At 73.9% G+C, this 21682-nt stretch carries 22 protein-coding genes and 1 pseudogene; 11 read left to right on the forward strand and 12 right to left on the reverse strand.

Annotated elements, in window-relative coordinates; genetic code table 11:
- Positions 1–8 precede the first annotated feature (8 nt).
- The 5 genes from rhaS (at position 9) to ACZ7D7_RS08915 (ending at position 4830) form a co-directional block, all read left to right on the forward strand.
- Positions 9–1091, forward strand: a complete 1083-nt coding sequence (rhaS, locus tag ACZ7D7_RS08895) for a rhamnose ABC transporter substrate-binding protein (protein ID WP_470823283.1) — start codon at positions 9–11, stop codon at positions 1089–1091.
- 17 nt (positions 1092–1108) lie between these two features.
- Entirely contained in the window at positions 1109–1429 is a 321-nt protein-coding gene (locus ACZ7D7_RS08900) for an L-rhamnose mutarotase (protein ID WP_470823284.1), read from the forward strand.
- Between the two features lie 223 nt (positions 1430–1652).
- Positions 1653–2678, forward strand: a complete 1026-nt coding sequence (locus ACZ7D7_RS08905; protein WP_470823285.1) for a LacI family DNA-binding transcriptional regulator — start codon at positions 1653–1655, stop codon at positions 2676–2678.
- A 77-nt stretch (positions 2679–2755) separates the two neighbouring features.
- Positions 2756–4057, forward strand: a complete 1302-nt coding sequence (locus ACZ7D7_RS08910; RefSeq protein WP_470823286.1) for an alpha/beta fold hydrolase — start codon at positions 2756–2758, stop codon at positions 4055–4057.
- A gap of 29 nt (positions 4058–4086) precedes the next feature.
- Positions 4087–4830 carry a PIG-L deacetylase family protein gene (locus tag ACZ7D7_RS08915; protein ID WP_470823287.1) on the forward strand — a complete coding sequence of 248 codons (744 nt, stop codon included), beginning with the start codon at positions 4087–4089 and terminating at the stop codon, positions 4828–4830.
- Between the two features lie 27 nt (positions 4831–4857).
- On the opposite strand, the gene ACZ7D7_RS08920 is transcribed toward ACZ7D7_RS08915, so the two are convergent.
- Positions 4858–6345 (reverse strand): cytochrome P450, encoded by a 1488-nt coding sequence (locus tag ACZ7D7_RS08920; RefSeq protein ID WP_470823288.1) that lies wholly within the window; start codon positions 6343–6345, stop codon positions 4858–4860.
- Positions 6346–6464: 119 nt separating this feature from the next.
- Between ACZ7D7_RS08920 and ACZ7D7_RS08925 the strand changes: the two genes are divergently transcribed.
- The gene (locus tag ACZ7D7_RS08925; protein ID WP_470823289.1) at positions 6465–7073 is read left to right on the forward strand and encodes a TetR/AcrR family transcriptional regulator; all 609 of its coding nucleotides are present in this window, start codon (positions 6465–6467) and stop codon (positions 7071–7073) included.
- 85 nt (positions 7074–7158) lie between these two features.
- Positions 7159–7885, forward strand: a pseudogene (locus ACZ7D7_RS08930) (DUF2470 domain-containing protein).
- 100 nt (positions 7886–7985) lie between these two features.
- Here ACZ7D7_RS08930 and ACZ7D7_RS08935 read toward each other — a convergent pair.
- The 3 genes from ACZ7D7_RS08935 to ACZ7D7_RS08945 all read right to left on the reverse strand — a co-directional run bounded on the left by ACZ7D7_RS08935 (position 7986) and on the right by ACZ7D7_RS08945 (position 10955).
- Complete coding sequence (locus tag ACZ7D7_RS08935; RefSeq protein WP_470823290.1) at positions 7986–9038, reverse strand: hypothetical protein; 1053 nt, start codon at positions 9036–9038, stop codon at positions 7986–7988.
- 69 nt (positions 9039–9107) lie between these two features.
- Positions 9108–10343, reverse strand: a complete 1236-nt coding sequence (locus ACZ7D7_RS08940) for an FUSC family protein (protein WP_470823291.1) — start codon at positions 10341–10343, stop codon at positions 9108–9110.
- Positions 10344–10460: 117 nt separating this feature from the next.
- Positions 10461–10955: an FBP domain-containing protein gene (locus ACZ7D7_RS08945; protein ID WP_470823292.1), complete on the reverse strand. Its 495-nt coding sequence runs from the start codon at positions 10953–10955 to the stop codon at positions 10461–10463.
- A 199-nt stretch (positions 10956–11154) separates the two neighbouring features.
- Here ACZ7D7_RS08945 and ACZ7D7_RS08950 point away from each other — a divergent pair, with 199 nt between their 5' ends.
- Together ACZ7D7_RS08950 and ACZ7D7_RS08955 are read left to right on the forward strand one after the other, a co-directional pair.
- On the forward strand, positions 11155–12444 hold the full coding sequence (locus ACZ7D7_RS08950) for an ROK family transcriptional regulator (RefSeq protein WP_470823293.1): 1290 nt from the start codon (positions 11155–11157) through the stop codon (positions 12442–12444).
- A 115-nt stretch (positions 12445–12559) separates the two neighbouring features.
- Entirely contained in the window at positions 12560–12847 is a 288-nt protein-coding gene (locus ACZ7D7_RS08955; protein WP_470823294.1) for a hypothetical protein, read from the forward strand.
- A gap of 139 nt (positions 12848–12986) precedes the next feature.
- Here ACZ7D7_RS08955 and ACZ7D7_RS08960 read toward each other — a convergent pair whose 3' ends face one another.
- The 4 genes from ACZ7D7_RS08960 to ACZ7D7_RS08975 form a co-directional block, all read right to left on the reverse strand.
- On the reverse strand, positions 12987–14015 hold the full coding sequence (locus ACZ7D7_RS08960; protein ID WP_470823295.1) for an SDR family oxidoreductase: 1029 nt from the start codon (positions 14013–14015) through the stop codon (positions 12987–12989).
- 230 nt (positions 14016–14245) lie between these two features.
- Complete coding sequence (locus tag ACZ7D7_RS08965) at positions 14246–15415, reverse strand: FUSC family protein (RefSeq protein WP_470823296.1); 1170 nt, start codon at positions 15413–15415, stop codon at positions 14246–14248.
- Positions 15416–15446: 31 nt separating this feature from the next.
- The gene (locus ACZ7D7_RS08970; RefSeq protein ID WP_470823297.1) at positions 15447–16106 is read right to left on the reverse strand and encodes an HAD family hydrolase; all 660 of its coding nucleotides are present in this window, start codon (positions 16104–16106) and stop codon (positions 15447–15449) included.
- Positions 16107–16143: 37 nt separating this feature from the next.
- Positions 16144–17181, reverse strand: coding sequence for a PHP domain-containing protein (locus ACZ7D7_RS08975; protein ID WP_470823691.1), 1038 nt, complete (start codon positions 17179–17181; stop codon positions 16144–16146).
- Positions 17182–17337: 156 nt separating this feature from the next.
- Here ACZ7D7_RS08975 and ACZ7D7_RS08980 point away from each other — a divergent pair, with 156 nt between their 5' ends.
- Both ACZ7D7_RS08980 and ACZ7D7_RS08985 read left to right on the forward strand, forming a co-directional pair.
- Positions 17338–18138, forward strand: coding sequence for an SDR family oxidoreductase (locus tag ACZ7D7_RS08980; RefSeq protein WP_470823298.1), 801 nt, complete (start codon positions 17338–17340; stop codon positions 18136–18138).
- A gap of 83 nt (positions 18139–18221) precedes the next feature.
- Positions 18222–18458, forward strand: a complete 237-nt coding sequence (locus ACZ7D7_RS08985; protein ID WP_470823299.1) for a hypothetical protein — start codon at positions 18222–18224, stop codon at positions 18456–18458.
- A gap of 104 nt (positions 18459–18562) precedes the next feature.
- On the opposite strand, the gene ACZ7D7_RS08990 is transcribed toward ACZ7D7_RS08985, so the two are convergent.
- From ACZ7D7_RS08990 to ACZ7D7_RS09005, 4 genes are all read right to left on the reverse strand, one after another.
- Positions 18563–19021: a VanZ family protein gene (locus ACZ7D7_RS08990; protein ID WP_470823692.1), complete on the reverse strand. Its 459-nt coding sequence runs from the start codon at positions 19019–19021 to the stop codon at positions 18563–18565.
- Between the two features lie 213 nt (positions 19022–19234).
- Complete coding sequence (locus ACZ7D7_RS08995) at positions 19235–19885, reverse strand: DUF4230 domain-containing protein (RefSeq protein ID WP_470823300.1); 651 nt, start codon at positions 19883–19885, stop codon at positions 19235–19237.
- A gap of 123 nt (positions 19886–20008) precedes the next feature.
- On the reverse strand, positions 20009–20389 hold the full coding sequence (locus tag ACZ7D7_RS09000) for an anti-sigma factor antagonist (protein WP_470823301.1): 381 nt from the start codon (positions 20387–20389) through the stop codon (positions 20009–20011).
- A 274-nt stretch (positions 20390–20663) separates the two neighbouring features.
- Positions 20664–21614 (reverse strand): NADP-dependent oxidoreductase, encoded by a 951-nt coding sequence (locus ACZ7D7_RS09005; RefSeq protein WP_470823302.1) that lies wholly within the window; start codon positions 21612–21614, stop codon positions 20664–20666.
- Positions 21615–21682: the final 68 nt, after the last annotated feature.

Consider the following 21682-nt stretch of genomic DNA (forward strand, 5'->3'; position numbering starts at 1 on the left):
AAACCGCCATGCGCAAAGCAACCCTCCGCCGGACCTGCGTCACCCTCGCCGCCGTCACCTCGCTCGCCCTCGCCGCGACCGCCTGCGGCGGCACCACCAAGGAGGACGTGAACAAGGAGGGCGCCGCGGGCGCCTCCGGCGGCAAGGCCGATCCCGACGCCGAACTGAAGAAGGGCCTGACCGTCGGCTTCCTGCCCAAGCAGGTCAACAACCCGTACTTCACCACCGCCGACAAGGGCGGCGAGAAGGCGCTGAAGGAACTCGGCTCCGGCTTCAAGGAGGTCGGCCCCTCCAGCGGCACCGACACCTCCGGCCAGGTGTCCTACGTCAACACGCTCACCCAGCAGCAGGTCGACGCGATGGCCGTCTCCGCGCAGGACCCCGGCGCCCTGTGCACCGCGCTCAAGCAGGCGATGCGCAACGGCATCAAGGTCGTCACCTACGACTCCGACACCAAGCCGGAGTGCCGCGACGCGTTCGTGTCGCAGGCGTCGTCGGAGGACCTGGGCCGCACCCAGGTGCAACTGCTGGCCGAACAGATCGACCACAAGGGCGAGATCGCGATCCTGTCCGCCGCGCAGACCGCGACGAACCAGAACGCCTGGATCGAGTTCATGAAGGACGAACTCAAGGACCCCAAGTACCGGGACATGAAGCTGGTCGAGGTCGCCTACGGCGACGACGACGCCCAGAAGTCGTTCCAGCAGACGCAGGGCCTGCTCCAGGAGCACCCGAAGCTGAAGGGGATCATCTCCCCGACGACCGTCGGCATCAAGGCCGCCGCCCAGTACCTGTCCGGCTCGAAGTACAAGGGCAAGGTGCGGCTGACCGGCCTCGGCACCCCGAACGACATGCGCAAGTACGTCAAGAACGGCACCGTCGAGGCCTTCGAGCTGTGGGACCCGGCGAAGCTCGGCGAACTGGCCGCCCGCACCGCCGTCGCCCTGGTCTCCGGGCAGATCACCGGCAAGGAGGGCGAGACCTTCACGGCCGGCGGCATGGGCGAGTACACCATCGGCGAGGACGGCGTGATCAGCCTCGGCAAGCCGACCGTGTTCGACGCGAAGAACATCGACCAGTTCAACTTCTAGAAGCCCGGGGAGTGTTGATGCAGCGCGTCTGTTTCCTGCTCAAGGTCCGCGAGGACCGCATCGCCGAGTACCGAGAACGGCACGCCGAGGTGTGGCCCGAGATGCGCGAGGCGCTCTCGGCCACCGGCTGGCACAACTACTCGCTGTTCCTGCGCGACGACGGCCTCCTCGTCGGCTACCTGGAGACCGAGGACTTCGAGGCAGCGAAGGCCGGCATGGAGGCCACCGAGGTCAACGCCCGCTGGCAGGCGGAGATGGCGCCGTTCTTCGAGGCCCTCGACGGCTCCAGGCCGGACGAGGCGATGAAGCCGCTCACCGAGGTGTTCCACCTCGCCTGAGAACCCGAGGCCCGCGTCGCCCGGGACCGCGTGCCGGCGGTGACGCGCCAGGAGCGGTCCGGCGGCACCGTCCCCTCGCCGCCCCACGTCGCGGACTTCCGCCTGCCCGCCCGACCGTGCCGTCCCGGGCGGCACGACGGTCCTTGCCGGGGCGGCATGGCGGTAATGTGAAGGCCTTCCCGCCGCCCCCGCTCTCCCCGCTCGACCTGGAGGTCCCTGCCCGATGGCCCATTCGGTGGGTATCAAGGACGTCGCCCGCGCCGCCGGAGTCTCCGTGGGCACGGTCTCCAACGTCATCAACCGCCCGGACACCGTCGCCACCGAGACCCGGGCGCGCGTGCTGTCCGCGATCGAACGGCTGGGCTACGTCCGCAGCGAGTCCGCCCGGCAGCTCCGCGCGGGCCGCAGCCGGATCATGGGCCTGCTCGTCCTCGACATGGGCAACCCGTTCTTCGTGGACGTCGCGCGCGGCGCCGAGCGCGCCGCCCGCGAGGCCGGGCTCGGCGTGATGGTCTGCAACAGCGCCCAGAACGCGAGCGAGGAGGCCGAGTACCTGTCGCTCTTCGCCGAGCAGCGGGTCCGCGGCGTGCTGCTCACCCCGGCCGAGGCGACCGGCCGGAACATCGCCGCGTTCCGCCGGCACGGCATCCCCTTCGTCCTCGTGGACCGCGTCGCCGAGGGCGCCACCGAGTGCTCCGTCTCCGTCGACGACGTGGCGGGCGGGGCGCTCGCCGTCCGCCACCTCGTGGACGCCGGGCACCGCTCCATCGCGTACGTCAGCGGCCCGCCCGGGCTGAACCAGGTGCGCGACCGCCGCACCGGCGCCCTCGACGCGCTCGCCGAGGCCGGACTCGGCCCCGACGCGCTGCGCGAGCTGCCCACCGAACGCCTCGACGTCGCCGCCGGCCGGGACGCGGGCGCCCGCCTCCTCGGCCTCGGGGACCGGCCGACGGCCGTGTTCTGCGCCAACGACCTCCTCGCCCTCGGCGTCCTCCAGGCCATGTACGCGGCCGGTGTCGGCGTCCCAGACGACCTCGCCATCGTCGGCTACGACGACATCGAGTTCGCCGCCGCCGCGGCCGTCCCGCTCACCTCCGTCCGGCAGCCCGCCGTCACCATGGGCGCCATGGCCGCCGAACTGCTGCTGGAGGAGACCGAGACGGAGGGCGCGGCCAGGCCCCACGAACACCGCCGCGTGGTGCTCCAGCCGGAGCTGGTGGTCCGCCGCTCCAGCCTCTCCGCCCGCTGAGCTCCCCGCGGGCCGGGCGCGGCGCCCGTGTGCTGAACTGGGACACGGCCCGAAAACCATCCGTCCCGGGAGCCCCGTTGACCGCCAGCTACCGCCAGCCCGGAGTCGTCCTGACCGACCACCGGTTCACCGTGCCCCTCGACCACGACGACCCGGCCGGGGAGACGATCGAGCTGTACGCCCGCGAGGTCGTCGCGAGCGACAAGGCCGACCGGGACCTGCCGTGGCTGCTGTACCTCCAGGGCGGCCCCGGCTTCGGGGCGAACCGTTTCATCGGACGGCAGGCCTGGCTCGGCCGCGCCCTCGACGAGTACCGCGTCCTCCTCCTCGACCAGCGCGGCACCGGCCACTCCACGCCCGCCAACCGCCAGACGCTCCCGCTGCGCGGCGGCCCCGCCGAACAGGCCGACCACCTCACGCACTTCCGCGCCGACTCGATCGTCCGGGACTGCGAGCTGATCCGCCGCGAGGTGACCGGCGGCGCCCCCTGGACCGTCCTCGGCCAGAGCTTCGGCGGCTTCTGCACCGTCACCTACCTCTCGCTCGCGCCCGAGGGACTGAGCACCGCCCTGATCACCGGCGGCCTGCCCTCCCTCGACGCGCACGCCGACGACGTGTACCGGGCGGCGTACCCGCGCATCGAGCGCAAGGTCGCCGCGCACTACGCCCGCTACCCGCAGGACGTCGAACGCGCCCGGCGCATCGCCGACCACCTCCTCACCCACGACGTGGTCCTCCCCGGCGGCCACCGGCTCACCGTCGAGGGCTTCCAGTCCCTCGGCATCCTGCTCGGCACCGGCGACGGCACCCACCGGCTGCACCACCTCCTGGAGGACGCCTTCGTGCGCACTCCCGGCGGCCCGGCCCTCTCCGACGCCTTCCGGGAACAGGTCCAGGCCCAGCTGTCGTACGCGTCCCACCCGCTCTACGCCCTCGTCCACGAGGCGATCTACGCCCAGGACGAGCGGCCCACCGCCTGGGCGGCCGAGCGGGTCCGCGCGGAGTTCCCGCGGTTCGACGCCGCCAAGGCCCTCGCGGGCGACGAACCGCTGTTGTTCACCGGGGAGACCGTGCACCCCTGGATGTTCGACTGCGACCCGGCGCTGCGCCCGCTGCGCGAGACCGCCGAACTCCTCGCCGCCCGCACCGACTGGCGCCCCCTGTACGACCCGGCGCGCCTCGCCGCCAACGAGGTGCCGGTCGCGGCGGCCGTCTACCACGACGACATGTACGTCGACACCGCCCACTCCCTGGTCACCGCCCGCGCGATCCGGGGCCTGCGCGCCTGGGTCACGGACGAGTTCGAGCACGACGGAGTGCGCGCCGCCGGCCCCCGCGTCCTCGGCCGGCTCCTCGCCCTGGCCCGAAACGAGGTGTGAGCCGCCGCCCGCCGACCTAATGTCGGAGCATGACCGAGCCGACCAGCACGCAGCTCAAGCCCATGCCCGACGACTGGCGGCGGGCCCTCGCCGTCGTGGCGCACCCGGACGACCTCGAGTACGGCTGCGCCGCGGCCGTCGCCGCCTGGACCGACGCCGGCCGCGAGGTCGCCTACGTCCTCGCGACCCGCGGCGAGGCCGGCATCGACACCCTGGAACCCGCGAAGTGCGCTCCCCTGCGGGAGCGGGAGCAGCGGGCGAGCGCCGCCGTCGTCGGCGTGTCCGAGGTGGAGTTCCTCGACCACCGGGACGGCGTCGTCGAGTACGGCACCGCTCTGCGCCGCGACATCGCCGCGGCGATCCGCCGGCACCGGCCCGAGCTGGTGATCACCCTCAACCACCGGGACACCTGGGGCGGCGCCGCCTGGAACACCCCGGACCACGTGGCCGTGGGCCGGGCCACTCTGGACGCCGCCGCGGACGCCGGGAACCGGTGGATCTTCCCCGAACTGACCGAGCAGGGCCTCGAACCCTGGGACGGCGTGCGCTGGGTCGCCGTCGCCGGTTCCTCCTCGCCGACGCACGCCGTGGACGCCACGCCCGGCATGGAGCGGGCGGTGCGTTCCCTGCTCGAACACCGCACCTACATCGAGGCGTTGACGGATGAGGACCCCGAGACGTACGTCAGGGGTTTCCTGACGTCGTTCGCCGAGCAGATGGGCGAGCGGTTCGGCGGCAGGCCCGCCGTCACCTTCGAGCTGTTCGGACGCTAGCGCCGGGCCGACCGGGGGAGCGGGGCGTCACCGGCGCGTGCCGGTGCCGCCCCGTACGCCGTCCAACTCCCTTGCGGGTGACCGCCGTTCGGGGTGCAGCCGGAGCCCTTCCGGGATCAGCGTCAGGCGTTCGGTGACCCGCAGCCGGTAGTCGGGGTCGGCGCGCAGCTCGTAGCGGCGCAGCAGCAGGCCGAGCACCAGAGTGGCCTCGTGCAGCGCGAACTGCCGCCCGATGCAGGCCCGGGCGCCCGTCCCGAACGGTTTGAAGACGTGCGGCGGGCGGGAGCGCACGGCCTTGGCGTCGAAGCGGTCCGGGTCGAACTCCTCGGCGTCCGCGCCCCACACCTCGGGGTCCCGGTGCAGCATCGGCGCCAGGACCAGCGTCCACGCGCCGCGCCGCATCGGGTGCCCGCCCGCCAGTACGGTGTCCTCGCGCGCCTCCCGGGCGAAGCCGGGCGCGGTCGGCCACAGCCGCAGCGACTCGTCCAGCACCCGGCGCACGTACCGCAGTTTGGCGACCTGCTCGTAGCCCGGTGCCGGGGTGTCGCCCCAGACGCGGTCCACCTCGGTGCGGGCGCGTGCCGCGGCGTCGGGGTGCCGGGAGAGGTAGTGCAGCGCGAACGAGAGCGCGCCCGAGGTGGTCTCGTGGCCCGCGACCAGGAAGGTGATGACCTGCCGGCGCACGTTCTGCGCCGACAGCCGCTCGCCGGTCCCGGGGTGCGCGGTCGCCAGCATGCGGTCGAGCAGGTCGCCCTCCCCGCCGCCCCGGGTGCGGCGTTCGCGGACCAGGTCGTCGACGGTGCGGTTGAGGTGGGCGATGTCGGCCGCGTTGCGGCGGCTCGCGCCGCGCAGCAGCAGCGGGGCGAGTTGAGACGGCACGGTGTTGAGGCGCTGCGCGTAGCGCAGGGTGCCCACCATCGCGGTCACGAAGGGGTGCGGCCGGGACCGCTCGAAGGACCCGAAGTCGTGCCCGAAGCCGGTGCGGGCGATGGTCTCCAGGGTCAGCTTCGTCATGTCGCCCGGCACGTCCACCGAGTGGCCCGCCGCCGCGGCCCGGTCCCAGTGGTCCATGAGCCGTCCGGCGACGGACAGCATCATCGGGTGGTAGCCGGCCATGGCGTCCCGGCTGAACCCCGGCGCCAGGATGTCGTGCGCGAGCTGCCAGTTGGGCTCGTGGTTGTACGCGGTGAACAGTCCGTCGCCGGCGATCGGCCGCAGATTGGCGACACCCAGCCCGACGTGCTTGGCGAACCGCGTCTCGTCCGCGAGGTCCGCGACGAGATCCGCGCCCCACACGAACACGAACTCCTTGCCGAAGGCCTTGCGCCGGAAAATCGGCCCCAGTTGCCGGGCGAACCGCATGGAGTCCTGCAACGGCGTGCGCCGGCTCACGCCCAGCACGTCGCCGAGCAGGGGGAGCCGACGGGGCGGGTGCGGGATGCGGTGCAGCTCCGGCCAGCCCTGTGCGGCGTCCCGGAACCCCTTCGGCAGTCCGGCCCCGCTCGTCTGCGCCATGACGCGATCTCCCTTGATCCGGCGGACACGTTGAGATCCCGCACGCCTGTTGTACGTGGGTTCAACAACGGCTTCCAGTCTCGTCCGGCCGTTGAACCGGCGTCAAGTAAAGTGCGGGCATGGCCGCGAACCAGGGGGAGCGCACGCGCCGCCGGCTGAGCACTGCGGAGCGCAGGGAGCAGTTGCTGTCGGTCGGTGCGCGGCTGTTCTCGGACAACCCCTACGACGAGGTCTGGATCGAGCAGGTCGCCGAGATCGCCGGCGTCTCCCGGGGGCTGCTGTACCACTACTTCCCGACGAAGCGGGACTTCTTCGCGGCGGTCGTGGAGCGGGAGAGCGAGCGGATGCTGCGGCTGACCGCGGCCGTGCCGGGCGTCCCGGTGCGCGAGCAGCTCACCGCCGGACTCGACGCCTACCTGGAGTACGTCGAGGCCCACGCGCACGGCTACCGCGCCTTCCATCGCGCCGACGCCGCGGGCGACCAGGCCGTGCGCCGTGTCTACCAGCGGGCGCTGGCCGCCCAGGAGCGCCAGATCCTCGCGGCGCTGGCCGCCGACCCCGAGTTCGGGCCGGTGTACGGGGAGCAGCCCGACGTGCGGCTGGCGGTGCGCGGCTGGCTGGCGTTCACGACGGCGGTCTGTCTGGAGTGGCTGCGCGGCTCCGAGTTGACCCGGCGGCAGGTGCGCGACCTGTGCGCCCGCGCGCTGCTGGGAGTCGTCTCCGTCTGACGGTCCCGTACGCGATCACCGTGCGCGGTTGGCCCGCGCCCGGATCTTCGATAGGTTAGGCAAGGCTTACCTAAGGAGGTTTGGGATGGGTGACAGCAACGCCTGGACGGCCACGCCTGCCGCCGCCGAACGGGGCCCGTTCGGTCCTCGCGACCGCCTGGTCCTGCGCGGTGACCGCGGAGGGCGCCCGGGAGGAACTCGTCGGCGCCCACACCGTCGCCGACGACGGCCGGGTGCTGCTGCGCGCGCCCGACGACAGCGCCCTGCGCACGGCCGCGATCTGCGCGCCGCGCGGCGAGCCGTCCGTCGTGCTGGAGTTCGCGGACGTCGCCCCCGTCCCGGTGCGCCACCGGATCCGGGGGCGGGTGTGGCTCGCCGGCTGGTGCACCCCCGAGGACGACCACCTCGCCGTCCGCCCGACGCGCGTGGTGCTGCGGCAGCCGTCCGGCGCCGTCGTCGTCGACCTCGACGACTTCGCCGCCGCCGCGCCCGATCCGCTGGCCGGGGCCGAGGCGCGGCTGCTCACCCACCTCGCCGACTGCCACCCCGACGCCGTGGAGCGGCTCACCCGGCTCGTGGACCGCGACAGCCTGCACGGCGCGGTGCGCGTCCGGCCTCTCGCCGTGGACCGGCACGGACTCACCCTGCGCATCGAACGGGCCCGCGCCCACGGCGACGTGCGACTGCCGTTCCACCGGCCCGCCGACGACGTCGCGCAGCTCACCGAGCGCGTGCACGTGCTGCTCTCGCAGGCGAACGCCGCCTCCTGTCCGCGCGCGCTCCAGCGGCAGCGCACGGACGGCGAGGGGTGACGCGAACGGTCCACCCGCCTCACGCGACGGTCCGTCGCGGGCCGCGGCCGGCACTCACCTGGAACATACCGACCGCACCGCACCGGACGGACGGGGGCGGCTACCAGTCGCCGTCCTGGACCGGCGCGCCCGGTGCGTCCTTGAGCTGCTTGACCTGGTGCGGCGCCGGCGGCTGCCACGGCTCGTGGTCGTCGCCGAGCCAGTCCCCGACCGGCCGCACACCCTTCAGGGTGCCCGTCGGCTCGACGTCCGTCGCGGTCTCGTCGTAGTGCTCGAACCACGGCAGGCCCGCGCGCGTGTACGCGGCCCGGTCCACCGGCGACGGCGGCGGTGCCTCGCCGGTGATGCGGCGCCACTCGGGCGGCGTCACCAGGTGCACGAAGACCCGGCCCGCGGGCCGTTCGGCCCAGTCGCTCAGCGCGCGGTCGTCCTTGTGGATCTGCTGCCGCATCGAACCGCCGACCCCGAGGCCCATCGCCGCGCCGCGCGGAGCGGCGGCCGGGGCCGCCGCGTACGCCGGAGCGGGCGCGCCGGGCGCCGCCGGCATCGGGCCGCCGTACCCGGGCTGCGGCATCGAGCGCGCCCGCTGCGCCCGGCGCCGCTCCTCCTCGGCGCGCCGCTCGCGCCACTTCGCGAGCTCGCGGTCGTTCAGCGGGAACGACTGCAACTGCACGCCGCCCCACGTCTCCTCGCCGGTGACCTGCCCCTCGACGGTCGCCCCGAGCCCGAGCGGCACCGCCACGAACTGGCGGACCGTGCCCTTCCCGGACTTGATCCCGTCCAGCCATGGCTGGCGGGGCAGCACGACGTAGTTCTGCGCCCGGGCGGAGAGCCGGTCGCTCCACGGGCGGCCCGAGATCGCGCACACCTTGCCGACGCCGACCTGGAGCGCGGCCGGCTCCGCGGTGCCGGCGAAGCTCAGCCACATCGCCTCGCGCAGGTACATCGGCAGCATCACGCCGCCGCGCGCCAGCCACCGCGGCGGCACGGTGTCGGGGTGGTCCGAGACGCGGCGCACCGGGAACTCGCCGAGGCCGGGCGGCAGCGGATGCGTACCGGTCTCCGGCAGGCGCAGCGTGCGGACGAACCGCACCGCCACCCCTCCCGGCAGCCGCAGTGTGTTGCCGTCGATCCGCACCGTGCCGTCCGTCATCCGAACGCCCCCTCCTGGTGTGCCGCAGACGCGCCCGTGCCGCCCGCCGGTCTTCCTCAGCCGAGTTCGTCACCTGGGACGATGGGCGGCACCCGCGCGGTTCCGCCCCAGCCGCTCGCGCAGCGCGGTGAGCCGGGGCAGCTTCTCGCGCTGCTCGCGGGCGTTGCGGTCCAGCTCCTCGAACAGCCGGTGCGTGCGGTGCTCGGTGTCCATCTCGTCGAGGATGCGGTTCACCTCGGTCAGCACGGCGCCGCGCAGCTGCCAGTGCCGGGTGTCCCGCCGCACCTCCTCCAGCAGCAGCCGGGCGAGCCTGTCGCGGGTCGCGGCGGCCTGCCGCAGCTCGGCGGCGAGCCGCTCCTCGGCGGACTCGGCGTTCGAGCTGACGCTGGTGGTGACCAGCACCGCGAAGCTCACCACCGCGTCGGCGACCTCCGACAGCAACTGCTCCACGGTCGCCCCCGTCTCCGGCGGGAACAGCGGGTCCGGCTCGCGTTCCTTCGCGAGGTCGGTGAGGGTGCGGGCCAGCACCCGCAGCACGACCGTGCAGATCTCCAGGGTGTCCAGTCCGGTGCGCAGCACCACCCGGTGCAGCAGCCCCTCGCGGACGCGGGGGTTCAGGCGCAGACTGTCCTCCGCCTGCCGCAGGGCGGCGTCCACCTCCACGATGTCGTGGTCCAGGCGCCGCGCCTCGTGCAGCCGGGCCGCCGCCCGGTGCACCGGCGTGCGGCCGACCGCCTCCTCGCCCATGCGCAGCATCAACTGCCGCACCCGGCGCGCCAGCCCCTCGATGGACTCGCCCGCCTGCTCCACCCACACCGGCGGTGCGAGCAGCAGGTTGCAGGCGAGCCCGACGACCGCGCCGATCAGCGTCTCCACCACCCGCGCCCAGGCCGTGTCGCCGTGCGCGGTGACGCCGAGGACGAGCATCGCGCTGATCGCCACCTCGGGCACGAACTCCTCGGCCCGCACGAACCGCCCCACCACCAGCGAGGCGATGATCAGCAGCCCCAGGCTCCACCACGTCAGACCCACCAGCAGGCTGAAGGCGATGGCGACGAGGACGCCGGTCACCACCGCGTTGACGCGGCGGAAACCCGTGGTGAGCGTGGCGAACAGGGTCACCTGCACGACCAGCAGCGCGGTCAGCGGCGCCGTGAGGGGCGCGGCCTCGGGACTCAGCCGGAGCGCGATGACGTACGACACCGTCGCCGCGAACGCCGAGCGCAGGGTCTGCTCCAGCACCGGATCGTGGCGCCGCTTGAAGAACGCCACGACGGGCGCCGTCACCTCACGTACCTCTCGCATCCTGTGGGCTGTTCCCCTTCCACAGGCGTATCGAACGTGTCGGCCCCCGACGGCAGCCGTCCGCGTCACGCGGCGGGGGGCGGTGCGGGGCGCGGTGCGGTCGCGGAGCCGGGAGGCTCAGCCGGCCAGCTTGTCGAGGAACGCGAACAGGTTGCCGGTCGTGCGGGCGATCTGCTCCTCCAGCGTGAGGCTCTCCTCGAAGCGGGCGCCGGTCTCCGGGACCTTCCGGCCCCGCAGGTACAGCGAACAGGCCAGGTCCGTGCACATGTACGCGCCGACCGAGTTCCCCTCGCGGCCCGACGGGCCCGCCTTGCGCGCGGTCATCAGAGCGACGCCGCCCCGCGGATGAGTGGTCAGGCACAGCGAGCACATGCTGCGGTGGAAGAAGCCGCGCTGCGCCGGCTGGAACCGCATCGCGACGCCGACGAGCCGCTCCTCGCGCTCGACCACGAGATAGCTCCGGTCCGGTGCCCCCGGATCCCGCCAGCCGAGGAAGTCGAGATCGTCCCAGGGCAGCTCCCCGAGGTCCCGCGGCACGGCGAGCCGCTTGGCCTCACCCTTCGAGCAGTTGATGAAAGAACCGCGGACGTCCTGCTCGGTAAGTGATCTCATGGGGTGGCTCCTGGTGGTGCGCGTCGTCAACCTAGGGGTCCTAGGTTTGCTCAAGGGTAGAGAGCGCGGCCGGGGGGAGGCGAACGGTTTTCTGGGCGCCCGGCTAAGTTCACAGCGTGAATTAAGTGGTTGAGGAAAGTCGCGCCGAACGGCCCCGCAAGGGTATGTTGCAGGTCGGGCAGGGGTTGGAAGGAGCCACATGGCGGGGCGGAACGGACGCACGGTACGGGACCTCAGGCGGGCCAACCGTACGGCGGTGCTGCAACGGCTCTACTTCGACGGGCCGCTCAGCCGCTTCGAACTGGGCCCGGCCACCGGGCTGAGCTCCGGCTCCGTCAGCAACGTCGTCGCCGACCTGGTCGCCGACGGCCTCGTCGAGGAGGCCGGCAGCGTCGACTCCGACGGCGGCCGCCCCCGCACCCTGCTGCGCGTGGCCCCCGGCAGCGGCCACATGATCGGCGTCGACGTCGGCGAGACCCGGGTCCGCGTCGAGCTCTTCGACCTGGCCCTCACCGAACTCGCCCGCGCCGAACGCCCCCTGACCCCGCAGCGCTACGACGTCGAGGTCATCGTCGACCACATCCGCGCCGGCATCGCCGAGGTCCGCGCCGCCGCCGGCATCGCCCCCGACCGGCTCCTCGGCGTCGGCATAGGCGTGCCCGGCATAGTGGAGCGCACCGCCGACCGGGGCGCCGTCGTGCACGGGCAGACCATCGGCTGGGACGCCGTACCGCTGGAGGCGCTGCTGCGCACCGGCTCCCACCTGCCCGGCAGCGTCCCGTACTTCATCGACAACGGCGCCAGGACCCTCGGCCAGGCCGAGATGTGGTTCGGCGCCGGACGCGGCGCCCGCAACGCGCTCGTGGTGCTCTTCGGCTCCGGCGTCGGCGCCTGCCTGGTCACCCCCGAGGTGGAGCACGGCCGCGCCGTCGAGTGGGGCCATCTGACAGTACGGGTCCGGGGGCGCCGCTGCCGCTGCGGCGCGCTCGGCTGCCTGGAGGCCTACGCGGGAGCCGAGTCCCTGCTGGCCCGCTGGCGCGAGGAGGGCGGACGCCCGCCCGCCGGCACCGACGAGGAGACCGCGCTCACCGCCATGCTCGCCGCCGCCTACCCGGCCGAGGGCGAGGCGGCCGACCCGGTCGCGCTCGCCGTCCTGGAGGAGACCGCCGAGTACCTGGGCGCCGGTCTGTCCGACCTGATCAACCTCTTCCAGCCCGAGCGCATCCTCATCGGCGGCTGGGCGGGCCTCCAGCTCGGCACCCGCTTCCTGCCCGCCGTACGCCGTCACGCCATGTCGTACGCGCTGCGGCACCCGGCGGAGAAGGTCACCATCGACCTCGGCCGGCTGGGCCCGGACGCGGTCACCGTCGGCGCCGCCGTCCTGCCGCTCGCCGACTTCTTCGCCCGGGGCGGGCGCCGCGCCGAGCCGGAGCCGGAGAGCCCGCTGCCCGCGTGGCGCACCGCGCTGGCGGAGCGTGCCCCGCAGTAGGTCCGGCGCGGACGTTTCCCGCGGGAGGGTCTGCCGGGCGAGCGGCACAGCGGCAGGTTTCGGGGCGGGCCGCGACGGTACCCGCGTGGGATCGCACGACGGAAGGGAGCACGCTGTGGCCGACCGCCGCGACACGGCCCCGCCCGGTGGTGAACCCGTTCCGCGGGACATGCCGGACCAGCAGGCCGACACCGGCGAGGACCCCTGGGAGGTGCCCGCCGAGCGCCAGGCGCGCCAGGAGCGCCCCGAGGACCCCGAGGCCGAGGACACCGAGGCCGGCGAGGAGGACACGCCCCGCGAGGACGTCCCCGACACCGACGAGGCGGGCACGGGCCGGCAGGGCGCCCCGCACCAGTCGGGAACCAACCCGGAACAGCCGGTCCCGGACGAGTCCTCGGCCTGAGTACTCGGCCCGAGCCTCCACCGGACCGGAACGCGACCGGAACTCGACCGGTCCGTCGACGACCATCGACGACTGCGGCCCACCGCAAGCCCGCCGCCCCGGGACTCCCCGGGGCGGCGGGCCCTTTCGCCGCGGCGGGTCAGCCGACCTTCCGGCCCCGCATCGGCTCAGTCCGCGCACCCGCGCCCTGCTGAAGCCCTTGCAGGAACTCCTCCAGCACCTCGGTGGCGTCGCGCACCGGCCGCCAGCCGAGTTCGGCACGCGCACGCGTGCAGTCCATCAGCGGCAGCCGCAGTACCGCGTCGAACAGATGGGGCGAGGCCGGCAGCAGATGCAGCCCCCACGCGGCGGCGATCGCGGACCGGGCCGCCGTACGCGGCAGGCGCACCCGGCGCGTGCCCAGCATCTCGCCCAGCAGTTCCGCGTCCACCGGCGGCTCGGCCGCCAGATTGAACGCGCCCCGCACGTCGGAGTGCACCGCCAGGCGGTACGCGTTCGCCGCGTCGTCGGTGTGCAGCGCCTGCACCCGCAGCCCGGGGACGTCCGGCAGGAACGGCAGCATCTCGGGGCGGGCCAGCGGCCCCGGCAGGAACCGGCCGCCGAAGATCCGCCGCTGCTCGCTCGCCGACTCCCGCTTGAAGAGGAACGCCGGCCGCATCCGCACCACGCGCGTGCCGAGGTGCTCGCGCTCGAACGCGTCGAGGGCACGCTCCAGATAGGCCTTCTCCCGGCAGTACGCGGCGTCCGGCCAGCCGTGCGTCGGCCACGACTCGTCCACCGCGTGGTCCTTGGGCCCCGGCGAGTACGCCCCGACCGACGACGCGTGCACCAGCGTCGGCACGCCCGCCTCGGCGACCGCCTCGAACACCCGGATGGACCCGAGGACGTTGGTGCGCCAGGTCGCCGCCGGGTCGTGCGTCGGCTGGAACGCCCACGCCAGGTGCACCACGGCGTCGGCGCCCGCGAACTCCGGGACCAGATCGGCCTGCTGGGACGCGAGGTCCACGGCGGCCCACTCCGTCTTCGGGGGCGACCAGTCGGGGATCCGCCGGGCCAGGCCCAGCACGGACCCCACCGTCGGATCCTCCGACAGCAGCCGCACCACACTGGTGCCCACGTTGCCGGTGGCGCCCGTGACCACGATCCTGCTGCCCGCTGCGCTGCTCACCTTGCGCTCCTCTCGGCCGCCGACTGCGGGGGGAGAGGCCCGGGTACCCGGCGGGCCGGGATGTCACCTCATGGGGAAGCCCCGGCCGTGACGGGGGAATCACGGCCGGGGCGGCTCGGGGGTGGTCACCCACAATTGGTTCAACGGGCAATTACCCGTGAGTGTTCCCCGGTGCGCCGTCACCGGCGGTGATCCGTATCACTCGTGCGACGCGCGATGGGCGCCACGCCCTACTCGGGCCGCGGATCCGGCTCGCGGCGGCCGTCCGGGACCGTCTCCGCCCAGATGTTCTCCGCCTGGAGCAGCAGCGTGCCGAGGACGGCCGCGCGGGCGGCCTCCTCCCCGGCCGCGTGGTCGCGCAGGTTCCGCTGCAACCGCTCGCGCAGCTCGTCCATCTCCGCCACGGCCGCCCGGTCGGCGGCCGGGTCGATCCGCGAGTCGGGCAGCCGCTCGCTCGCCGCGTGACAGACGTCGCCGATCAGCTCCAGCAGCCGGGCGTACGCGCGCAGGGCCTCGCCCCCGGGCGGGGCGGGCGTCCGGCTGTCGTCGGCGGCCACCGCCAGGGTCCGCACCAGCGCCCTGACGTGCCCGGTGATCCGGCTCCACCGCTCGTCCTCGGCCTCGTCCGGCAGCGTCGTCGGCGCCCGGTACACCAGATGCAGCCAGCGCCATGTCAGCCGCAGGCTCTCCCGGCTCCAGCCGCGCGCCGAGCGCAGGCCCTCCAGCCGGCGCTCCAGCCGGGCCGCGGCGTAGGACCAGTCGGCTGCCGTGGACGTGTCCCAGTCGCCCTGCCGCAGATCGCCGGCCACCTGGTGCAGCACGTCCCCGGTCTGCCGCGCCAGGCCTTCGAGGTTCTCCCGGACGTCCCGCAGGTGCACCGGCGGCAGCACCAGCGCGTTCACGGCCACCCCGATCACCGCGCCGAGCGCCGCCTGCCCCAGCCGGTGGCCGACCGCGGCGCCGCTCACCGTGCCGGAGGCGAGGGTGAACACGGCGGTGGTCGCGGCGTACACGCCCTGGTCGCCGAAGCGGGGCCAGTTCGCCAGCAGCATCAGCGCCGGGAGGGACAGCGCCAGCGCGGTCAGGGTGTCGCCGGTGAGCAACTGGGCGCCCGAGGCGAGCAGCGCCCCGACGCAGATCGCCGCGAACTGCTGCCCGGCCCGCCGGAGCGAGCTGTAGACCGTGGCCTGGACGAGCACCAGCGCGACCCACGGCGCCATCAGCGCCATCGGGTCGCGCAGCCACTCGTCCGCGATCACCCAGGCGAGCAGCGCCGCCCCCGCCGCCTTGAGGGACTGCACCAGCAGATCCCGCTCCCGGCCCGGCCCTCGCAGCACCGCCCGCCCCGCCTCTATGAGCGCCCGGCCCTCCCTGCTCACAGCTTCCGTCGCTCGCGTCATGCGGGAGCGGGTATCCGCATCGGCCGGGGGATCACGCCAGCGGGCTGTCGGCCAGCAGCTCCAACAGCTGCGCGGGATCGTCGTAGACGGCGTCCGCGCCGGCCTCCACCAGGTCGGCGCGCGGGATGCCGCCGCACAGCACCGCCACACAGCGCACCCCGGCCCTGCTGCCCGCCCGCATGTCCCACACCGTGTCGCCGACGAACACCGCGCGCCCGGCGGGCACCCCGGCGAGCTCCAGCGCCTGCTCGACGGGCTCCGGGGCGGGCTTGCCCTCCGCCACGTCGTCCGCGCTCGCGGTCGCGGTGATCGCGTCGTCGGCGTCGATCGCGCGCCGCAGCGCCGACAGCTCCGGACCGCTCGCCGACGTCGCGAGCACGACCCGCCACCCGTCGCCGGCCAGCCGGCGCAGCAGCCGACCCGCGTCGTCCAGCGCGGGCAGCCGGTCGAAGTACTGCCCGTACAGCGCCTTGTGCGCGGCGCTGATCGCGTCGTCCTGGTCCGGGTCCCGGTCCTCGCCGAGGACCCGCGCGATCAGGTCGGTGGAGGGCAGCCCGACGGCGCGGTGCACCGCGTGCATCGGCACCCGGTGCCCGGCCTGCCGGAAGGCCTCCCACCAGGCCGTGATGTGCAGGTGGTTGGTGTCGACGAGGGTGCCGTCGACGTCGAACACGGCGGCGCGTGCTTCCATGCGTTCGCTCTCCTCTCGGGGCGGGCCGGGTACCACGTCAGGGGCCGGCCACGCGGTCGGGCAGCCGCCGCTCGCGGGCCCAGGCCAGCAGTTCGTCGGCGGACCACGTCGTCACGACGCGTTCCGGGGGCACCCCGCACTCCTCGGCCCGCGCGCACCCGAGGATCTGCCAGTCGAGCTGGCCGGGCGCGTGCGCGTCGGTGTCGACGGAGAACAGCACGCCCGCGTCCACCGCCCGTCGCAGCAGCCGGCGCGGCGGGTCCAGGCGTTCGGGCCTGCTGTTGATCTCCAGCGCGGTCCCGGTCTCCGCGCACGCCGCGAACACCTCGTCCGCGTCGAACTCCGACTCGGGCCTGCCCCGCCCGGTCACCAGCCGCCCCGTGCAGTGACCCAGCACGTCGGAGTGCGGATCGCGGACGGCGGCCACCATGCGGCGGGTCATCGCGCGGGCGTCCATGCGCAGCTTGGAGTGCACCGACACGACCACCACGTCGAGCCGGTCCAGCAGTTCGGGGTCCTGGTCGAGGGAGCCGTCGTCGAGGATGTCGCACTCGATGCCGGTCAGCAGCCGGAACGGCGCCCAGGTCTCGTTGAGTTCCGCGACCACGTCGAGCTGCTCCCGCAGCCGCTCGGCCGACAGCCCCCGCGCGACGGTCAGACGGGGGGAGTGGTCGGTCAGCACCGCCCACTCGTGGCCGAGCCGCGCCGCCGCCCGGCCCATCTCCTCGATGGGGCTGCCGCCGTCGGACCAGTCGGAGTGCAGATGGCAGTCCCCGCGCAGCAGCGCGCGCAGCCCGTCGCCGTCCCGGGGCCCGGGAGAGTCCGCCTCGTCCTCCAGCTTCCGCAGATAGCCGGGCACCTCCCCGGACAGCGCCTCGCGCACCACCTGCGCGGTCTTCGGGCCGACGCCCTTGAGGGACTCCAGCGTCCCGGCCGCCGCCCGCTCGCGCACCTGCTCCTCGCCCAGCTCCGCCAGCGCCCGCGCGGCGGTGCGGAACGCGCGCACCCGGAACGTCGGTGCCAGGGACCGCTCCAGCAGGAAGGCGATCCGGTCCAGCGCCTCGACGGGGTCCATCGCCACGCGGCCACCTCCCGGCTCCAGGGTTTCCACGGCCCAGGGTTCCCCACGGCCCGGGGCCCCGCACGGCGGACGGCGGCCGTTTGCCCGGGGCGGCGCCGGGTACTGCGAACCGGCGCCGTCCGCGCCGTCGAGCCGACAAGGAGCCCCACGATGACCGTTCCCGCCGGCCGAGTGGCCGTGATCACCGGTGCCGACTCCGGCATCGGCCGCGCCACCGCCGTCCGTCTGGCCCGCGCCGGTCTGGACGTCGGCATCACCTGGCACGAGGACCTCAGGGGCGCCGAGGAGACCGCCGAGGAGGTCCGCGCCCACGGGCAGCGCGCCGAAGTGGCCCGGATGGACCTCACCGCGCTGCCGGAGGCCGCCGACACGATCGACGAGCTGTGCGAACGGCTCGGGCGACTGGACGTGCTGGTGAACAACGCCGGTACGGGCACCATGACGCCGTTCCTCGACCTGGAGCTGTCCACCGTCCGGCAGGTCCTGGACGTCGACCTCGTCGGGCCCTTCCTGTGCGGGCAGCGGGCGGCCCGGCACATGATCCGGCAGGGCGACGGGGGCCGCGTCGTCAACGTGACGTCCGTGCACGAGCACCAGCCGCGGGTCGGCGCGGCGCCCTACTGCGCGGCCAAGGGCGGACTCGGGCTGCTCACCCAGGTCATGGCGCTGGAGCTCGCCGAGTACGGCATCACCGTCAACGCGGTCGCGCCCGGCGAGATCGCCACACCCATGACCGGGCAGGACGACACGGACGTGCACTCCGAGCGCCGGCCCGGCGTGCCGCTGGGGCGGCCCGGGGACGCCCGCGAGGTCGCCGCCGTGATCGCCTTCCTCGCCGGACCCGACGCGTCGTACGTCACCGGCGCCTCGTGGAGCGTGGACGGCGGGATGCTCCGGATGGGGCCGCAGGCCGGCTCGCACCTGACCGGCGACGAATGGCGCCGCCCGTGACGCGCCGCCTTTGACATGGCGGGCGCGCCTCCGGGACGAACTCGGTCATTCACGGACGAGAGATGCGCTTTACGCTCTATGACATGACCGAAAGCGAGAGCCCGTACATCTCCCACCCGCGGATCATGGTGCTCGGCGTGCAGCCCGGCACGCCGCCGTTCCGGATCGTGGAGATCGACGGCCAGGTCGTCGGTGAGGCGAAGGCCGTCACCGACGTGCTCCAGGCCGCCGCCGCGTTCGGAATCACGGTGCACGACCTGGACGACCCGGACGTGGTCCGCTGGGTGGGAGGCGACAAGTTCACCTGGCACCGGCACTAAGGGCTGTCGTTTGGATTACCCCGCGACGCCGGGGTGATCCAAACGACAGCCCCTAGGGACTTCCGCAGCGGGCGCCCTGCCCGGTGCGCCGAGCCGCCCCGTCGTCAGCGGGAGGCGGTCCTCCCGCGCGCGTGCACGGCCCGGCTCAGCCGGCGGCCCACGATCAGGTAACCCACCAGCGCGCCCGTGGTGTTGAGGATGACGTCGTCGATGTCGAAGGCGCGCCCCGTCACCATCGCGCCCTGCGCGAACTCGACCAGCAGCATCACGACGGCCGTCAGCAGCAGCACCCGCACGATGCCCCGGGTGCGCGGCGCGACGACCGGCACCAGCACGCCGAAGGGCACGCCGAGCAGCACGTTCCCGCCGATCTGCCGGACGGCGTCGCGCAGTTCGGGCTGGTCCAGATAGGCCATAAGTGACCGTCCCGGGTGCAGATTGCTGTGCGTGAGCGCCTCCGAGGCGGGGGAGGGCCGCAGGGTCAGCTCGGCCAGCACGGCCGCGAACGCCACCATGAACGCGAACGCGCACAGCATCGCCAGGAGCCGCAGCGGCAACGGCAGCGGACGCCGCCCGGACTCGTCGGCCCTGGCCGCCTTGGCCGCCTTGGCAGACCTGCGGGGCCTGCCGAACCTGCCGAGCTTGCCTGACCTGGCAGGCTCGGCGCGGCGGCGCCGGGCGAGTCCGCCCCGCAGGGACAGGGCACGCGGGCGTGAGTCGGTTCGGTTCACGGGTCCTCCAGTCGCTCCGTAGCTCGGGGTGGCCTTGAAGACGGCTCAGGTTCCGTACGTCACGCGCACCTCCTTGAAGCCGAGGGAGCGCAGCAGGCCCTGAAGCATCCCCGTGGTGTTGCTCTCGGCGCGTTCCGTCAGGCCGCTGTCCTTCGCCGCCTCGGCGATGTGCCGCACCGCGAGCTTCTGCACGGCCTGTTCGCCGTTCGGGTTGTCGGAGAACAGGTCGCCGAGCCGGTCGAACAGCCCGCGCTGCTTGGAGACGGCGTAGGACCGCTCCGGGTCGAGGGCCGGTGTGCCGAGCGCGGCGTGCGGCAGCCGCAGCGTCGCCGAGGTGCGGTCCTCGTCGACCGTCACGTCCCCCTCGTCGATCTTCCCGAGGTCCACGTGGGCGTCGACGGTGCCGGCCCCGACGTACAGCGTGCGGGTGCCGCGGACGGCGTCGGGCAGGTACGCGGCGTCCTTCTCCAGGTCCACGACGACCTGGAAGTTGCCGGAAGCGGCCTCGTAACGGCTCATGTCGCGGATGGACTTGAGCAGCGCGGGGCCGGAGCGGTCGTGGGTCTCGGTGCCGAACAGGTCCTTCAGGCCCGGCAGTACGGTCAGCCGTAGCCCGGCGAACAGCACGGCGAGCACGACGACGACCGCGCCCAGCGCCTTCGCCCAGCCGGGCACCCGTCCGATGAGTGTCGTCACAGCGGCGGCCCTCCCTCCTCCCTACCGGATGCCCGCCACATCCCCTGTCAGGCAGGGAAGTTGGCGGGAACACGCCGGACGGGAGCGCGCGGGGGAGCGTGGCGGGGTGTGGCGGGGCGGCCGTCACACCGAGCCGGACGTGGCCTCCGGACGGGTCAGGGCCGCCTCCAGCGTGGGCTGCGGCGGGAGCAGGCGGGACAGGCCCGTGATACGCAGGACGCGCAGGGTCAGCGGGTGCGGGCAGACCAGCAGCAGGTGCCCGTGCCGCTCCAGGACCCGCTGCCGGGCGCGGTACAGCAGCCGCAGCCCGGAGCAGTCGAAGAACTCCACCCGGCTGAGGTCGACGACGACGCGGGGCGCGGCCCGGTCGGTCGCCTTGTCCAGGTGCGGCGCGATCTCCGCCGCCGCGGCGATGTCGATCTCGCCGCGGAACTCCAGCACCGTGTGCCCCCGGTCCCGATGGACGCGCAGATGCCGGGTGAACGGCGCAGGCTCCTGCTGCACGACGACACCGCCTCCAACCCTCCGTGCACCGGCAGGGAAGCGGCCCAACACCGCTTCCCTGCCTGCAAGTTACCCCCGAACGATTGAATTTGAGCATGTTCGATTGACATATGTCTTTGAATTGCGGCCGAGTTCTTTCGCTGCACGTTCAGGCGCACGTGCAGCGGCACGTTCGGGGGTAGGTGGCCGCTTGTCGGAGGGCGTCGGAGGGCGTCGGAGGGGCGTCGGAGGGGCGCCGGAGGGCGGTCGCGGGCGCGTCGGGTCCGTGCGGCGGTCAGTCGGCCAGCAGGACGATCTTTCCGGTGGTCCGGCCGGTGTCGCCCAGCGCGTGCGCCTGAGCCGCCTCGGCCAGCGGGAACGTCCGCTCGATCGTCGGGCGCAGCTTGCCCGCCTCGACCAGTTCCGCGATCGCGCGCATCCCGGAGTGCGACGCGTCGACCAGCATCCGCACCGCGCGCACCCCGAGCCGCTCGGCCTCGCGCGGGAACTCGTCCGAGCCGACCGGCAGGATCGACACGACGATGCCGCCGGGGCGCAGCACCCGCAGCGAGCGGACCGCGGTGTCCTCGCCGAGGGTGTCCAGGACGACGTCGACGTCCTTCACGGCCTCGGTGAAGTCCGTCGTCCGGTAGTCGACCGGCTCGTCCACGCCGATGCTCCGCAGGAAGTCGTGCTTGCCGGCGCTCGCCGTGCCGATCACGTACGCGCCGCGCGCCTTGGCGATCTGCACGGCGACGTGCCCGACGCCGCCGGCCGCCGCGTGGATCAGCACCCGCTGGCCCTCCCGCACGTCGGCCGTCTCGACCAGCGTCTGCCAGGCGGTCAGGGACACCAGCGGGAGCGCGCCGGCCTGCGTGTGGTCGAGCGAGGCGGGCTTGAGTGCGAAGGCGCGGGCCGGGCCGGTCACGTACTCGGCGTGCGAGCCGTGCCCGTAGGGGTACGGCAGCATCCCGAACACCTCGTCGCCCGGCGCGAACCGGGCGACGCCGATCCCCACGGCCTCCACCACGCCGGACACGTCCCAGCCCAGCACGAAGGGCGGCTGCCCGAGGAAGCCGCCGTACTGGCGGTGCTTCCAGTCGGTCGGGTTGACGCCCGCCGCCCTGACGCGGACCAGCACCTCGTTCGGCCGCGGCTCGGGCCGTTCCACTTCCACCGTCTTCAGGACCTCGGGACCGCCGAGGACGTCCTGGCTGATTGCCTTCATCGTGTTCACAGTGCTCATGGTGAACCAGCCTGCCGGTCGCCGCCCGGCCGGGAAATGGCATGATTGCCAACATTCGAAGAGATCGT

The sequence above is a fragment of the Streptomyces sp. NPDC037054 genome, assembly GCF_055606745.1.

Coding starts and splice junctions, on each gene's coding strand:
- rhaS (WP_470823283.1), top strand. CDS start 9: ATGCGCAAAGCAACCCTCCGCCGGACCTGCGTCACCCTCGCCGCCGTC.
- ACZ7D7_RS08900 (WP_470823284.1), top strand. CDS start 1,109: ATGCAGCGCGTCTGTTTCCTGCTCAAGGTCCGCGAGGACCGCATCGCC.
- ACZ7D7_RS08905 (WP_470823285.1), top strand. CDS start 1,653: ATGGCCCATTCGGTGGGTATCAAGGACGTCGCCCGCGCCGCCGGAGTC.
- ACZ7D7_RS08915 (WP_470823287.1), top strand. CDS start 4,087: ATGACCGAGCCGACCAGCACGCAGCTCAAGCCCATGCCCGACGACTGG.
- ACZ7D7_RS08920 (WP_470823288.1), bottom strand. CDS start 6,345: ATGGCGCAGACGAGCGGGGCCGGACTGCCGAAGGGGTTCCGGGACGCC.
- ACZ7D7_RS08925 (WP_470823289.1), top strand. CDS start 6,465: ATGGCCGCGAACCAGGGGGAGCGCACGCGCCGCCGGCTGAGCACTGCG.
- ACZ7D7_RS08935 (WP_470823290.1), bottom strand. CDS start 9,038: ATGACGGACGGCACGGTGCGGATCGACGGCAACACACTGCGGCTGCCG.
- ACZ7D7_RS08940 (WP_470823291.1), bottom strand. CDS start 10,343: ATGCGAGAGGTACGTGAGGTGACGGCGCCCGTCGTGGCGTTCTTCAAG.
- ACZ7D7_RS08945 (WP_470823292.1), bottom strand. CDS start 10,955: ATGAGATCACTTACCGAGCAGGACGTCCGCGGTTCTTTCATCAACTGC.
- ACZ7D7_RS08950 (WP_470823293.1), top strand. CDS start 11,155: ATGGCGGGGCGGAACGGACGCACGGTACGGGACCTCAGGCGGGCCAAC.
- ACZ7D7_RS08965 (WP_470823296.1), bottom strand. CDS start 15,415: ATGACGCGAGCGACGGAAGCTGTGAGCAGGGAGGGCCGGGCGCTCATA.
- ACZ7D7_RS08970 (WP_470823297.1), bottom strand. CDS start 16,106: ATGGAAGCACGCGCCGCCGTGTTCGACGTCGACGGCACCCTCGTCGAC.
- ACZ7D7_RS08975 (WP_470823691.1), bottom strand. CDS start 17,181: ATGGACCCCGTCGAGGCGCTGGACCGGATCGCCTTCCTGCTGGAGCGG.
- ACZ7D7_RS08980 (WP_470823298.1), top strand. CDS start 17,338: ATGACCGTTCCCGCCGGCCGAGTGGCCGTGATCACCGGTGCCGACTCC.
- ACZ7D7_RS08985 (WP_470823299.1), top strand. CDS start 18,222: ATGACCGAAAGCGAGAGCCCGTACATCTCCCACCCGCGGATCATGGTG.
- ACZ7D7_RS09005 (WP_470823302.1), bottom strand. CDS start 21,614: ATGAGCACTGTGAACACGATGAAGGCAATCAGCCAGGACGTCCTCGGC.